This window comes from Actinoplanes sp. OR16 (assembly GCF_004001265.1).
In the GTDB taxonomy this organism is placed as follows: domain Bacteria; phylum Actinomycetota; class Actinomycetes; order Mycobacteriales; family Micromonosporaceae; genus Actinoplanes.
The window spans coordinates 2,263,900-2,278,435 of record NZ_AP019371.1 but is presented as its reverse complement, the minus strand read 5'-3'; the positions used below and the strand labels follow the sequence as shown (position 1 = coordinate 2,278,435).

At 68.5% G+C, this 14,536-nt stretch carries 13 protein-coding genes; 5 read left to right on the top strand and 8 right to left on the bottom strand.

Annotated features, from left to right (window positions below):
• Window positions 1–13: 13 nt before the first annotated feature.
• From trxA to EP757_RS10555, 7 genes are all read right to left on the bottom strand, one after another.
• Window positions 14–331: a thioredoxin gene (trxA, locus tag EP757_RS10585; RefSeq protein ID WP_127544334.1), complete on the bottom strand. Its 318-nt coding sequence runs from the start codon at window positions 329–331 to the stop codon at window positions 14–16.
• A gap of 17 nt (window positions 332–348) precedes the next feature.
• Entirely contained in the window at window positions 349–1,308 is a 960-nt protein-coding gene (trxB, locus tag EP757_RS10580; protein WP_127544332.1) for a thioredoxin-disulfide reductase, read from the bottom strand.
• A gap of 121 nt (window positions 1,309–1,429) precedes the next feature.
• A complete protein-coding gene (locus EP757_RS10575; RefSeq protein ID WP_127544330.1) occupies window positions 1,430–2,359 on the bottom strand; it encodes a hypothetical protein in 930 nt (309 codons plus the stop codon).
• Window positions 2,356–3,042, bottom strand: coding sequence for an RNA polymerase sigma factor SigM (gene sigM / locus EP757_RS10570; RefSeq protein WP_232050453.1), 687 nt, complete (start codon window positions 3,040–3,042; stop codon window positions 2,356–2,358). The genes EP757_RS10575 and sigM overlap by 4 nt, the downstream gene beginning before the upstream one ends.
• 40 nt (window positions 3,043–3,082) lie before the next feature.
• Window positions 3,083–4,633, bottom strand: a complete 1,551-nt coding sequence (locus tag EP757_RS10565) for a protein kinase family protein (protein WP_127544328.1) — start codon at window positions 4,631–4,633, stop codon at window positions 3,083–3,085.
• 213 nt (window positions 4,634–4,846) lie between these two features.
• Window positions 4,847–6,607, bottom strand: coding sequence for a murein biosynthesis integral membrane protein MurJ (murJ, locus tag EP757_RS10560; protein ID WP_127544326.1), 1,761 nt, complete (start codon window positions 6,605–6,607; stop codon window positions 4,847–4,849).
• A 52-nt stretch (window positions 6,608–6,659) separates the two neighbouring features.
• Window positions 6,660–7,538: a hypothetical protein gene (locus EP757_RS10555; protein WP_232050452.1), complete on the bottom strand. Its 879-nt coding sequence runs from the start codon at window positions 7,536–7,538 to the stop codon at window positions 6,660–6,662.
• Window positions 7,539–7,595: 57 nt separating this feature from the next.
• On the opposite strand from EP757_RS10555, the gene EP757_RS10550 reads away from it, so the two are divergent.
• The 4 genes from EP757_RS10550 to EP757_RS10535 all read left to right on the top strand — a co-directional run bounded on the left by EP757_RS10550 (window position 7,596) and on the right by EP757_RS10535 (window position 13,287).
• Window positions 7,596–9,023, top strand: a complete 1,428-nt coding sequence (locus tag EP757_RS10550) for a CCA tRNA nucleotidyltransferase (RefSeq protein WP_127544322.1) — start codon at window positions 7,596–7,598, stop codon at window positions 9,021–9,023.
• A gap of 512 nt (window positions 9,024–9,535) precedes the next feature.
• Entirely contained in the window at window positions 9,536–11,791 is a 2,256-nt protein-coding gene (locus EP757_RS10545; protein ID WP_160165784.1) for a glycoside hydrolase domain-containing protein, read from the top strand.
• Between the two features lie 44 nt (window positions 11,792–11,835).
• Entirely contained in the window at window positions 11,836–12,876 is a 1,041-nt protein-coding gene (locus tag EP757_RS10540; RefSeq protein ID WP_127544318.1) for a hypothetical protein, read from the top strand.
• A 36-nt stretch (window positions 12,877–12,912) separates the two neighbouring features.
• A complete protein-coding gene (locus tag EP757_RS10535) occupies window positions 12,913–13,287 on the top strand; it encodes a hypothetical protein (protein WP_127544316.1) in 375 nt (124 codons plus the stop codon).
• A gap of 50 nt (window positions 13,288–13,337) precedes the next feature.
• Here EP757_RS10535 and EP757_RS10530 read toward each other — a convergent pair whose 3' ends face one another.
• Entirely contained in the window at window positions 13,338–13,718 is a 381-nt protein-coding gene (locus tag EP757_RS10530) for a DUF2690 domain-containing protein (RefSeq protein WP_160165783.1), read from the bottom strand.
• Between the two features lie 323 nt (window positions 13,719–14,041).
• Here EP757_RS10530 and EP757_RS10525 point away from each other — a divergent pair, with 323 nt between their 5' ends.
• Complete coding sequence (locus EP757_RS10525) at window positions 14,042–14,497, top strand: methylated-DNA--[protein]-cysteine S-methyltransferase (protein ID WP_127544312.1); 456 nt, start codon at window positions 14,042–14,044, stop codon at window positions 14,495–14,497.
• Window positions 14,498–14,536: the final 39 nt, after the last annotated feature.

Below are 14,536 nucleotides of genomic sequence, written 5' to 3'. Positions count from 1 at the left end.
GCAGAAGCGAACGTCAGAGAGCCGACTCGATGAAGTTGACCAGGAAGCTCTTCGGCTTCGCGCCGGCCACCGAGTTGACCCGCTCACCACCCTTGAAGATGGTCAGGGTCGGAACCGACATGACCTGGTACGCCATGGCGGTCTGCGGGTTCTCGTCGATGTTGACCTTGACGATCTCCACCTGCGAGCCCAGCTCCGACTCGGCGATCTCGGCGAGCAGCGGGTCGACCTTCTTGCACGGCACGCACCACTCGGCCCAGAAGTCGACGAGCACCGGCTTGTCGGACTGCAGCACGTCAGCGGCGAATGTGTTGTCGGTGACGACCTTCACGAGGGACCCTCCCGGTCTTACAGCTCTACGAATGAAGCGATGAAGCGCTCGGCGTCCAGCGCCGCGGCACAGCCGGTGCCGGAAGCGGTGATGGCCTGCCGGTACGTGTGGTCGACCAGGTCGCCGGCGGCGAACACGCCGGGGACGTTGGTCCGGGTGCTGGGCGAGTCCACCTTCACGTAGCCCTCGTCGTCCAGCTCGACCTGACCCTTGAAGAGCTCGCTGCGCGGGTCGTGGCCGATCGCCACGAAGACGCCGGTGACGTCGAGGACCCTGGTCTCGCCGGTCTGCACGTTGCGGATCCGGGCGCCGCTGACCTTGCCGTCCTCGCCGAGGATCTCCTCGACCACCGAGTTCCACTCGACCTTGATCTTCTCGTTGTCGAGGGCGCGCTTCTGCATGACCTTGCTGGCGCGGAACGTGTCGCGGCGGTGCACGATCGTCACGGTCTCGGCGAAGCGGGTGAGGAAGGTCGCCTCCTCCATCGCCGAGTCGCCGCCGCCGACCACCACGATGTGCTGGTTGCGGAAGAAGAAGCCGTCACAGGTGGCACAGGACGAGACACCGCGGCCGAGCAGCTCCTGCTCGCCGGGCACGCCGATCGGACGCCACGCGGAACCGGTCGCCAGGATCACGGCGCGGGCGAAGAACTGCTTGTCGCCCACCCAGACCGTCTTGAGACCCTCGGTGCCCGGCTCGGTCGGCTTGTCGCCGAGCTCGACGCGGGAGACGTCGTCGGTGATGAACTCGGCGCCGAACTTCTCGGCCTGCGCCCGCATGTTGTCCATGAGCTCGGGGCCCATGATGCCGTCGCGGTGACCCGGGAAGTTCTCCACCTCGGTGGTGGTCATCAGAGCGCCACCGGACTGAACGCCCTCGATCACCAGGGGCTTGAGGTTCGCCCGCGCCGCATAGAGCGCCGCGGTGTAGCCGGACGGCCCCGAACCGATGATGATCAGATTGCGGACCTCGTCCACTGCCGACTCCTCAGTCTGTTTTTCGCCGATTCGAAAGTCGGCGACACTGCACGCTAGAACGTCATGCTAGGCATTCGCCATTCCCCGGACCCGGCCCGTGTCGGACCTCACCGGGGTCCGGTCAGCGTACCGGCAGTTTCTCCAGGGTGTCGGCGTCACCGCCGGGTGTGCCGCAGTCGGCGCCGACCGCCCAGGCCCAGCCGCCGTTGGGTGCCGTGAAGCGGACGATCAAGGCGGGGACACCGGTGTACGACGCGTAGTCGACGGTGTCCACCGTCACCGCCCCGCCACCGTTCTCCCGGGCGATCGCCTCCAGGCATTCGGCCAGCGCGGCCGGTTCCAGCAGCCGGCTCAGCGGGTCGCTCCCGGCCGCTCCGGTCGACTGGTCGTTGCTCGCTTCGGCCGAGGCGATCAGCGGGGCCTCGGAGAACGTGCGCTTGCTGCCGGCGATCCCGGACGGCTGGGCCAGCGTGACGCGGTCGTAGTCGAATCCGCTCTGCAGGATCTCGCCGATCGCGGGCGCCATCGCGACCATCGGCGCGGAACCTCCGCCGGCGCTCTCCGCCGACCCGGCGTCGCTCGCGCTGTCACCGTCGCTGATCCTGCTCAGTCCGAATCCGGCGAACGCGAGCACGGCGGCGGCCACCGAGATGGGGGCTGCCCAGCGCATCATCCGTCGTGGTCGCCCGCCTGCCGCGCGCGCACGCTGCGCCTCTGCAAGATCAAGGACCTTTGCGGGTACGGCGGCAGCCGACTCGCCGACCGCATCAGCGGCTGTCGCCTGGGTGGGCAGAGCGGTGACCGGCGACGTCGAGAAGAGGGAGTCCAGCCGGGCGGCGAGATCGTCCGGCAGCGGCTCGGCGGGCAGGTCACGCAGCATCGTGCCGACAGCGGCCATCCCCGGGGCGAGACGCTGATAGGCCTCACGCCACACCGGGTCCTCGCTGACGAGAGCGGCCACCCGCTCGTCGTCGGGGGTGCCGATCAGAGCGCCGCCGATGTAGTCGGCCAGAAGATCGAGGTCGACCCCGTCGAACTCGGCGCCCGTCACTGCTGATCCCTCCGATCGTGTCCGGCCGGCAGGGAAGTCACCGGCGCCGACGAGGATGGGACGTTCCCACCGGCGCTCCGGTTCCCCTCGCCGCGCAGGAACCCCAGGGTCACCGCCATTCTGGCTCGGCCACGGGCGCATCGGCTCTTGACCGTGCCCTCCGCCACACCGAGCATCTCGGCGGCCTCGGCGACCGGGTAGCCCTGCACGTCGACCAGCACGATCGCGGCCCGCTGCTCGACCGGCAGCGCGGCGAGCGCATCGCGCACCACGAGAGCGGTGTCGTGGTCGGGGGCGGGCGCGGCCGGCTCGGAGCCGGACGGGCGATCGTCGTCACGGTTGCCGTCCGGCAGCGGGACGGTCGGGTGGGCCTGGCGGCGGCGCAGGCGGTCCAGGCAGGCGTTCACCACGATCCGGTGCAGCCAGGTGGTGACGGCCGAGTCGCCGCGGAACCGGGCCGCGTTGCGGTGCGCGTTCAGCAGGGCGTCCTGCAGCGCGTCGGCGGCCTCCTCGCGGTCGCCCACGGTACGCAGGGCGACCGCCCAGAGCCGGTCCCGATGGCGGCGGACCAGCTCGGCGAACGCGTCGGTGTCACCGGCCACGTGGGCACGGATCAGATCGGTGTCACTCGGCGCGGATCCGCCCGCACCGGGCACACCGGCTGAAACATCCCCGGAAGTCACGCGAGCAATGTAGTCCACCGAGGCCGAAGACGACGGCCTGTCAGTACCCGTACAACTCGATCTCGTTGACGCTGACCTTGTAACCCGGGCCGTCCTCGTTCTTCGGCAGCTCGGTCAGGAACACCAGGACGTACTGATATTTCTGGTCGGGCTCGAAGCCGGAGAACAGCCAGTTGGTGCCGGTGCTCTTCTCGGCCTCGCTGTCGCCGACCTTCTTGTAGTCCTTCAGGAGCTTGCTGTCGCCGCTGCTGTTGTCGCCCGGGTCGTTGGCGCCGTAGCGCACGTCCATCGCGACACCCGGCGCCGACGTCGACACCCGGACCTCGGCGAGGGCTCGCGGGGTGCCCAGGTTGATCAGGACGCCCATGCCCTCTTTCAGGTTGCCGAATTTCGGCGACTTGTAATAGGAGAGCTCCCAGGCGGTCTCCCGGTCACCGTCCACGACGAACTTGGCCTCGTCGGCGTCGGTCCGGGAGCCGGGCGGGGCGTCGACGATGCGGACCTGGTCCTCGGTCAGCGCGATCTTCTTGGGCTCGGCGGCCGGGGCGGCGGTCTCGCCACCCGGGTTCTCCGGGTCCTGCCCGGCGCCGGCCGTGACCGGCGCCTTGGCGTCGGTGTCCGGGTTGCTGGAGTCGTTGATGGCGCGGATGCCGAAGATCAGGCCGACGATCGCGATGAGGACCAGCGCGCCGACGCCGAGCAGGATCTTCGGAGTGCTCTTGATCGGCTCGGAGGACGACGACGTGCCCTGGACGAAGCGCAGCGGGCCGACGTCTTCGAACTCCTCGTCCTCGGAGGCGGCGTCGAGCCGGCCCAGCTCCGCGGTGAGGGCGTCGGCTGCCGGAGCGGCCACCCGCCCGTCGAGGAGGTCCATGGTGAGGTCGTCGAGGTAGGCCGGGACGCCGGCGCGGATCTGCCGCGGCGCCGACGGATTGCCGGAACTGTCGCGATTGGCATCAGGCAGTGCGGAGCGGCCGACCTCGGTGTGCGGCCAGTGGCCGGTGAGGGCGAAGTAGAGCAGGCCGCCGACCGCGCGGATGTCCGACTCCATGCTGTCCGCGGAGTCGGCCCGGGCGTCGGCGAGCACGACCCGGCCGTCGTCGGCGATCATCGTGGTGCCCGGGTGCACGTTGCCGTGCACCATGCCGGTGGCGTGCACCGAGGTGAGCGCGTCGGCGACCGAGTGGGCGATCGCGATGGCCCGGGCCGGGTCGAGCGGGCCCTCGGCCGCGACCAAGTCACGCAGGGACTCGCCCTCGACCCACTCGCGAACCACATAGGCCCTGGTCTGCTCGTCGATCGCGTCGTAGACACCGACCAGATTGGGGTGGATCACCCGGCTGGCGGCGACGGCGGCCTGGAGCATCTCGGTGGCGGAGTCGCCGCCCGGACGCCGCAGGACGACGGCGACCGGACGCCGCAGGATGACGTCGATGCCACGCCACACCTGCCGGCCCGCACTGTCGTTGTTGACGTGCTGCTCCAGCTGGTAACGCTCGGCCAGAATCTCACCGGCGGTGGGAGCACCGAAGGTCAAGACCGGTCCGGCCTCGTCGGCCGCGGTCTCGTGGCCTTCGCCGACCTGGGTCACCAGTCCTCCCTCGGTGGTGCATGCTGGCTCGTCGAGTTGCTGGGTGGGCAGGACAACGTGCTCCCGCGCACATACCGACACCGACCATACCCGCACAGGGCCAGCGCCGGGCAGGTCGTCCCCCCGGCGCGGCATCGCGTCCCGCCCGGGCGAACCGGGATATTCAGGGCGCGATCGTCGCAGGAACTCCTGTTCAGGACGCGAGTCGCAAGATCAACGACCGAGCTTGCGGCGAACCATCCCGACGACCTGGCTGATCTCCTGTACGCGCAGGGCCAGCGCCGCGCCGAGATAGGCGACGAGGATCACCGCGCCACCGGCGATCATCTGGATCAGCGCCTCGATCCGGCCGTCCGGCGCCGAGGCGCCCGGCAGCATCTTCACGACGAGAACGCCGAGCACCGCGGCGATCGCGGACGCCACCGCCACCTTCAGGAGTGACACCCCGACCGAGCCGAGGTCCATCCGGCCGATCCGGCGGCGCAGCACGGCCAGCGAGATCACCGCGGAGACGACGTACGAGACGGCGTTCGCCGCGGTCATGCCGGCCGCCGAGAGCGACTCGCTGAGCACCGCGGCGAGCAGGAAGTAGGCCCCGATCCGGACCGCGACCACCGGGATGTTGATCAGCGCGACCGTCTTGTTGCCCTGCAGGGAGTAGAAGGCATAGGTGCAGAGGTAGCTGATCGAGAGGGGCAGCACCGCGAACGCCGCCACGGTCAGCACCGTGCCGGTGTCCAGCGCCGCCTCGTTGGTGAAGTTGCCGCCCTGGAAGAGGAAGACCGAGAGCGGGGCGCCGAGCACGCCGTAGAGCACCGCGATCGGCGCCAGCGCGGCGCTGACCAGCTTGATCCCGCGGGTCAGGTCGGCGCCCACCTCGGCGTACCGCCCGTCGGCCGCCGCAGCGCTCATCTTCGGCAGCAGCGCGGTCATCACCGACACGCCGATGATGCCGTGCGCCATCATCGTCAGCAGGAAGACGTTGTTGAAGGCCAGCACGCTGGCGCTACCCTTGCCGGCCACCTCGTTCAGGATGCGGACCACGACGAAGACCGCGACCTGGTTGGCGGCGACGTAACAGAGCATCCAGCCGGCCAGCCCGCCGATCTCGCGGAGGCCGAGCGAGCGCGGGTCCCAGCGGAACCGCCACCGGAAGCCGACCTTGCGCAGGGCCGGGAGCAGGCCGGCGGCCTGGACCACCATGCCGAGCAGGGTGCCGCCGCCGATCAGCAGGATCTGGGCCGGGGTGATCGACTCCGGGGTGAGCTCGCCGTCGCCACTGAACGCGGCCAGGAACACGCCGCAGGTCGCGATCACCACGATGTTGTTCAGGATCGGCGCCCACATCGGCGCGGCGAAGTGGCCGCGGACGTTGAGCACCGCGCCCATCAACGCGGAGAGACCGGTGAAGAAGATGATCGGCAGGATCAGGTACGCGAAGTCGGTGACAAGGTCCGTGTAGGCCTCGGTGTTCCGGTCGCTGGCCTGGATCGCGGTGATCACCGGCGCTGCGATCACCACCAGCACGGTGGCGATGCCGAGCGAGGTGATCGCGAAGGTGAGCAGCTTCTGGGTGAACTCCTGGCCGCCGTCCGGGTCCGCCTTGCGCCGGCGGACCAGCAGCGGGATCAGCACGCTGGAGAGGACGCCGCCGAGTAGCAGTTCGTAGATCTGACCGGGGAGGAACTGCGCGCTCGTGTACGCGTCGCCGACGCCGTAGCCGAGCGCCATGCCGATGAGCGCGTTCCGGACGAACCCGATGACCCGGCTGACCAGCGAGCCGATCGCCATGATCGCGCTCTGCCCGGCGGTGTCGCCGCTGTCCTGGCCGGCCGCGGGCGGCACCTGCTCCGGAGGCAGCGCCTGGTCTCCGGCGGTGCCTTCGGCGTCCACCGAGATCACGGTGACGCCGTCCTCCGCCGGAGGGTGCCCGTCCGGCGTCGCGTGCGTGCTGCGGTAGAGACCGCCGTTCACCGAGCCTCCTCCAGCAAAGGTGCCGATATCGAAGTCACCATAAGGGCAACCGTCACACGTGGTGACGCAGGAGGGTGCCGGGCTCGACTCCGGCCAGGGTCTCCACCATCCAGCAGGCCTCCAGCGGAACCAGAGGCTCACTCAGCGCATCCAGAACGGTCGGATGGTCGCAGCCCGCCTCGGTGAGGGCGGCGAGCAGAGCCGGCACCAGGGTCAGGTCGCCGGAATCGGCGATGCGCCGGGCCAGTGACCGGGTCTGCGGGTAGCAGTCCTGTTCGGGTAGGCGGTTCATCCGCACGGCGCTCCGGCGTACGAGGTCGATGAGATCGTCGTGCGGGAAGCGACCCCCGGCACGGACCTGGAGTGACGCCCAGGCCGGGGCGCTCAGTGCCGCGACGGCGGCCTCGTCCAGAACCTGCGGTGAGAGAGCTTGCGGCGCCGGCCACCAGCGCTCGTCGGTGAAGAGCGGGAGCGGCGCCTGCTCGGGACCCGAGGGAGCGACGGCCGGAACCTCGCGACGCAGAGACCGGTACGCCGCCTCGCGCACCGCGGAGATCGCCGTGACGTCGTCGTCGGCGGTGGCCGGGGCGAACGGGGACAGCAGGGCCACCACGAGACCGGGATGCGGCAGCAGCGGGTCGTCCAAGGCGATCACCCGGGCGAATGATTCCAGCTCCCACCAGTGCAGCGCGGCCGGATAGGGGCCCGAAGCCGGCGCCCAGCCCAGCTGAACCGGCTCGCTCGACACGGGCCGGCGCAGACCGAGAGTGCGGTCGCCGGACGGCAGCTCGATGTCGAGGACCAGCGCATAGCCGTCCACCACCGGAAACGACACACGGAGCTGCGGCGGGAGGTCGTCGGAATCGCTGATCTGGCCCGTCCAGAACCCGGGGTCCTGAGTCAGGGGTAGCAGCGCCTCGGAAAGCGGCACCACGCCATCCTGCCCGGCGCTCCTTCCCACCGCCACTACGGATAGGCTGGTCACCCCATGTCTGTCTTGAACTCCGCCCAGCAGAAAGCGGTAGCCGAGCTGCTCCGCGTGTCCCCTCTAGCCGACGAGCTCGGCCGCCGCTTCACCGCTGCGGGCCATGAGCTGCACCTGGTCGGCGGGTCGGTGCGCGACGCGTTGCTCGGCAACCTCGGCGACGACCTCGACTTCTGCACCGACGCGCGGCCGGAGCAGACCCTCGACGTAGTGAAGGGCTGGGCCGACGCGATCTGGGAGACCGGCCGGGAGTTCGGCACGATCGGCATCCAGAAGAACGGCCTGCGGATCGAGATCACCACATTCCGGGCCGAGGCGTACGACGGCGTCACCCGCAACCCGGTGGTCTCCTACGGCGACTCGCTGCTGGAGGACCTCTCCCGGCGCGACTTCACGATCAACGCGATGGCCGTGTCGCTGCCCGGCCACGAGTTCACCGACCCGTTCGGCGGCTTGGAAGACCTCTCCCGTCGCGTCATCCGGACGCCCTCGGCGCCGCAGATCTCGTTCGGCGATGATCCACTTCGGATGCTCAGGGCCGCGCGGTTCGCAGCGAAACTGCGGTTCACTGTGGACGAGCCGGTCCTCGCGGCGATGCGGGACATGGCCGCCGATCTCGACCGGATCACCGCGGAACGGATCCGCGACGAGTTCACCAAGCTGATGGTCAGCGCCGACCCGATCGGCGGCCTGCGCCTGCTCGTCGACACCGGGCTGGCCGACCGCTTCCTGCCCGAGGTCTCCGGGCTCAAGCTGGAGATCGACGAGCACGCCCAGCACAAGGACGTCTACGAGCACACGCTGATCGTGGTGATGAACGCGATGCGGCTCGAAGGCGACGACGGACCGGACTTCGTGCTGCGGATGGCCGCGCTCATGCACGACGTCGGCAAGCCGGCGACGAAGGCGGTCGGCCGGGACGGGCGGGTCAGCTTCCACCACCACGAGGTCGTCGGCGCGCGGCTCACCAAACAGCGCATGAAGGCCATGAAGTACCCCAAGGACGTGACAGCCGAGGTGGTCGGTCTGGTCGCGCTGCACCTGCGCTTCTACGGGTACGGGCGGGGTGAGTGGACCGATTCGGCGGTGCGGCGCTACGTCGCCGACGCCGGACCGCTGCTGTCCCGCCTGCACAAGCTCACCCGCTCCGACGTCACCACCCGCAACCGGCGCAAGGCCTCCGCCCTGGCCGCCGACTACGACGCGCTCGAGGAGCGGATCGCCCGGATCGCGGCCGAGGAGGATCTCGCCAAGGTTCGTCCCGACCTGGACGGCAACGCGATCATGGAGCTGCTCGGGGTGCCGCCGGGTCCGATCGTCGGCCAGGCCTGGCGCTTCCTGAAGGAGTTGCGCCTCGATCGCGGGCCGCTGGATCGCGACGAGGCCGAGGCGGAGCTCTTCAAGTGGGCCCGCGAGCAGGGTCACGTCTGAATCAGCATTGTCCGTAGTTGCCGCAGGTCATGGCAGTTTTTATGGATGAATGCAAATCCTTCTTGCTGTCCGTGTATGGCTCATGCTAACTTGATCACGGCCTGATCGGGGGATGGGGCGAATGCTTTCGAGCATTTTTCCATGGCGATTTCTGGAGCGTGAGCCTCTTTTTTCACGGCATTATCGGTGAGAAGCAGCGATAATATGCCGCGCCTTTTTATCTACGAGCACTGTGCATTTACCAGTAGCTCGTACGTTCTTCAAATCTGATCTGTCGAGCGCGACCCAGTCGTCGTGCGCGGATCGTCGGCTCGGTCATCGTGGCTGCTCAGCGTCTTGGTACCGGTGTGTCCAGGTCGGCCGTCGATCCCTTGTTCTGGAGGCGATTCGGTCCGATGGCTGACGAGATGGTGCTTGCCGCCCAGCGATGGGTAAATGCCACTTACGGTTCGGTGGCGGGTTACAACAAATGTATCGAAGATGGCTCCACCGGGTGGAACACCATTTATTCATTGACCCGCGCGCTGCAATACGAGCTCGGCATCACATCGCTTTCCGACAACTTCGGTCCGACGACGTTCGCCAAATTGACGGCCTATGGAAACGTCGATGAATTTTCGCCGAACCGCAATATCCGGATCATCGCCGAGGCCGCGCTGTACTGCAAGGGATACAGCGGCGGCAGCCTGAACGGCGACTTCGGCGCGTCCACGGTGGTCGGCCTGACGGCGGTCGTCAGCGACATGGGGGTCGTGCTCCCGACCTCGTATCCGGTGGTCACGCCGAAGGTCTTCAAGGCGCTCCTCAACATGGACGCCTTCGTGCTGACCAGTGGCGGCGAGCCGGCGATCCAGACCTGTCAGCGATGGCTGAACGGCTATTACGGACACCGGGCGCAGTACAACATCGGCCCATGTGACGGGCATTTCTCGCGAAGCATGCAGATCGCCCTGGTGCTTGCCATTCAGTACGAATTGGGAATGACCGACAGCCAGGTGACCGGATCGATCGGTCCCGGCACCAAGAGCGGGCTTCAGTCAGCGGCCGCCCGGGTCGGCGCCTCGAACGGCTCAGCGGCCTGGATCCGGCTCTTCCAGACCGCCATGGCCTGCAACGGGTACTACAACGAGTGGGGCGACCGCGGGGGCTCCTGGTCCGACAAGCTGACCGGCAACGTCAAGGTCTTCCAGGAGTTCTGCAAGATCTCGCAGAGCGGTGTGGGTGACTACGACACCTGGATGTCGCTGCTGGTGTCGACGGGCAACCCGGACCGCAAGGGTCTCGCCTGCGACGTCATGTACCCGCTCAACAAGACCACGATCGCCACGGTGAAGAGCCTCGGGTACGAGATGGTCGGCCGGTACCTCACCGGCGGCACCAACAAGGTGCTCACCCACTCCGAGATCGCCCTGATCTTCGACAACGACATGTCGATCTTCCCGCTCTACCAGGAGTGGGGCGACGCGGTGGAGCACTTCAACTACCCGGAGGGCTTCGAGGCCGGCATCGCGGCCTACGAGGCGGCGGTCAAGTTCGGCATCCCGGCCGGCACGGTGCTCTACTTCTCCGTCGACTACGACGCGCTCGACGGTGAGATCACCAGCTACGTGATCCCGCACTTCCAGGGGATCGTGGAAGGCATCAAGCGCAGCCCGATCCCGTACGCGGTGGGGGTCTACGGCTGCCGCAACGTCTGCATCCGCCTGGACAAGGCCGGCCTGACCACCCGCAGCTTCGTCAGCGGCATGTCGACCGGTTACAGCGGCAACCTCGGTTTCCCGCTGCCCGACAACTGGTCCTTCGACCAGGTCAAGAACTACACGGTCGCCAGCGGCTCGGGCACCCTGGAACTGGACCACAACATCGTCTCCGGGCGCGACGTCGGCGTGAGCAGCGTGACGCGCCAGCGCGACCCCAACGACGGCTGGTACACGTACCTGATCTGGCTCGAGGCCCGCGCCGGGCAGTGGCGCGAGCAGGGCAACCTGCGGTACACCAACGCGGAACTGGTCGGCCAGTACCTACGCATGCTCGACGCCGTCACCAACAACAAGGTCTTCGGATACATCGTGAACTTCCACGTGTCCGATGTGGTGTTCGGCGCGTTCGACCAGGGCTTCCTCGACTTCGTCAAGTCGTACCCGGGCAAGCCCGACCTGCTGCCGCTGCGCGACCCGGCGTACCTGTGGGATCTCGACGCCCCGCACTTCGGCGCGTCCTTCGGCGCCGTCATGAACGACGGCTTCGCTCCGGACCGCACCATCGCCACTATGGCGGACTTCGGCTCCTGGGGCGGCGACCTGCTGAGCGTCCTGGGCCAGTGTCACCAGGAGGACGTCGGCGAGGCGATCGCGTACAGCTTCGCCTACGACCGCATCGCGGCGACGGGCAGCAACACGTTCTTCGACCGCAAGGACTGGATCTCGGACGTCGACGCCGTGGTGCTGGGCATGCGCTGCCGGGCCGACGGAACCCTGCGGATGTCCGACCTGTTCAAGCAGCGCTATGCGACCCCGGCCACGGCCCGGGCCCGGTACCAGGAGTTCATCGACGTCCGCTTCAACGGCGACCGCGAGGTCATGAAGAAGGCCGCCGAGTCGATGTTCGACGCGATCGGTGGCGGCCAGGCGAAGACGATCCGCGACGCGTTCTGGTACCACGACTTCGGCAGCATCACCTGCCCCACGCCGGGATGGGTCTCGGAGGGCGTCCGCACCCGCGTGGCCGAGGCCTTCGCCGACGTGGCCGTCAGGTTCGCCCGCTCGTGATCGAACGCCGCCCGCTCGCCGCCCGACTGAACGAGGGACGTCCCATGACTTCGAGAATCAACCGCAGGCAGATGCTGACCGTCGCCGGGCTGACCCTCGGCGCCGCCTGGATCGAGGGTGGGGTCCTCGCCTCCCCGGCGACGGCCGCGCCGGCCGACCCGATCACGCTCGAGCCGGTGCTGGACCGTCCGGTACGGGTGCTCTCCGCCGACGGCGCCGCCCCGGCTGCCGCGCCCCGGCAACTGGCGGTGCGGATCCGCAACGAGGGCCGGGAGCTCGCGGCCGGAGTCCAGCTGAAGGTCGCCTTCGATGACCGGCTGTACGCCGTTCTGGCCGCCCCGGTCGTCACCCTGGGCGGCCGGCGGGTGGCCACCACCGCCCGTACCGAACCGGATCCCGCGACCGGCGCGCAGGTCTGCACCATCACCCTCGCCGAGGCGGTGCCGGTCCGGGCCGAGTCGGCCGGCGAGTTGATCGCACTCCTGGGCACCGCGAATCCGCACCTGTACCCGCAGGACCTGATCAGCGATCCCGTGGAGCCGGTGGCGGCAGTGCCTGCGACGCCGCGCAACGCCGCCGCGCGCCGGAGCCTGCGGGCGGCTCGCCCGTCGAATTTCGGCAAGGCCGCGACTCCGTGGGGAGTCGAGGTCGGCGCCGGGTGGAGCCGGGCGACCTGGGGTCCGGACGACAGGTACTGGTACTACTACCCGACCGTGGTGTCGATGACCGGCGCCGGCCCGGGCCGGACCGCGGCCGCCGAGTTCACCGTCTCGGTCGACCCCCAGGTCGTCACCGGCATCGAGGTGGTCTCCGCCCGGCTGAACAACCGTCCGTACGCCACCAAGAAGATCACCGAAGCGGCCGGGATCACCACGGACACCGTCCGGCAGCTGCGCTGGCATACTCGGGCGAAACTGGATGCCGGTGATCAGCTCGACGTCCGGCTGCGGGTCACCACCCGTACCCCGGCCGGCCCGCTGGAGACGATCACTCACCCGATGGTCTTCACCGGGATGGCGAGCAACCCGGCGGCCCGGCAGACCGGCCTGCTGTCGGTGAGCCGTGACGACTCGTCCTGGGCCTAGCGGAACAGGGCAGCCGGGCAGGAGGAATGGACGACGATGCTCTGGTCCGTCTGGATTCTGTCGGCAGTCTTCCTCGCCAGGTGGATATTCCTCTGGCGGGGAGAACGCCGAGCCCGGCTGCGTTTCGCTTTAACAGCGCCGATCGGCGCTATTGTCGGCGTGATCATCGGGCTTTTATCGGTGTCGGCTTCAATGGACGACGCTTCTTGTTTCGGGCGTAATTGCCGAGGCGACGTCAGCAATTTCACCGCGAGCCTCGACGCGAACGCCGGCTTGGGTGGGCTGATCGTCGCCAATTCGGTTCTGGGATTGATCACCGCTGCGGCACTGGCCGTCATCACGTTGGTGGTGGAGACGGTTCTCATGGTCCGGCGGCACGAACGCGCTCAACGCGACGAATCGTCGATGTGACGGAATACGGCCCCCGATCCACAGCGGATCGGGGGCCGTATTCGATGCGATCAGTGCTTCGTGGTGCACCCGTCCAGGTGGCCGGTGCCACCCGCGGCGGCCTCGTCCTCACCGTCGTAGCTGTAGTGGCAGCCCCGGGCGACCAGGTTCTTGTCGTTGACCATGGGCGTCCAGGCGGCCGACGCCTTGTAGCGTTTCCGCAGCGTGCTGCCGCTGTAGCTCTCGATCGTGATGTAGCTCCAGGTGCCCGGGTCGACGTCCCGCGCCCAGGCGGTCCGGCAGAACGCGCTGTACCGGAGCTCGACCTGGCCCTTGGTGGCGAGCGTGACCGCGTCGGTGGCGCACTTCTTCGACGTACCGTCGACGGTCGCCACATAGGTGTCCGGGTTCTTGCCGTCGCAGACGTTTCCGCAGCCGGAAGTCGCCGCCATCGCGGGCACTGCGCCCACAACAATCGACAGCGTACCGAGCGTGAGGCCGGTGGCAATCGCTGACTTGATGCTCATTTTGTTGTTCCCCCATTTGCGCAGCCGAATAGGGCCGTCATGCCGGAAACAGGCATGCGAGTACGACGGCCGATCCGGTGGCCGGATTTACTGATGCCGATGACCATACCGTATTCCCGACTTAACAATCGACCGGGGTGATATGGACCATCCACTGTTGACGGTGCGGTGGGCGAGGCGCGATGTACGCGTCCGGTCTGGCGGTGCTCTGCGCGGAGTCGTCACACCCGTGAGGGAGAATCGGAGCCATGTTGGTCGTCGATTCGCCGATCGGGCCGCTCGGTGTCGTCACCGAGGGCGAGACCGTGGTGGGTGTGCGCTTCGGCGCGCGGCTGCGGCCGACCGCGGAGCATCCCGCGACCGAGCAGCTGCGGGCCTACTTCGCCGGGGAGCTGACCGACTTCACGGTGCCGGTGGAGATGCGCGGTGGCTCGGAGTTCGAGCGTGCGGTCTGGGGTGAGATCGCCAAGATCCCCTACGGCGAGATGATCACCTACGGGGCGATCGCGACGGCGCTCGGTGACCCGGGGGCGGCGCGGGCGGTCGGCACGGCGTGCAACCACAACCCGGTTCCGGTCATCGTGCCGTGTCATCGGGTGGTCGGCGCCGGCGGCAAGATGGTCGGCTTCGGCGGCGGCCTCGATCGCAAACGCAAGCTTCTGGAGCTGGAGGCGCGGGTCTCACTGACCCGGCTGTGGGGATGATCGTCCTGAGGGTTGATCCGGGCGCGGTGCTCCGGCCGT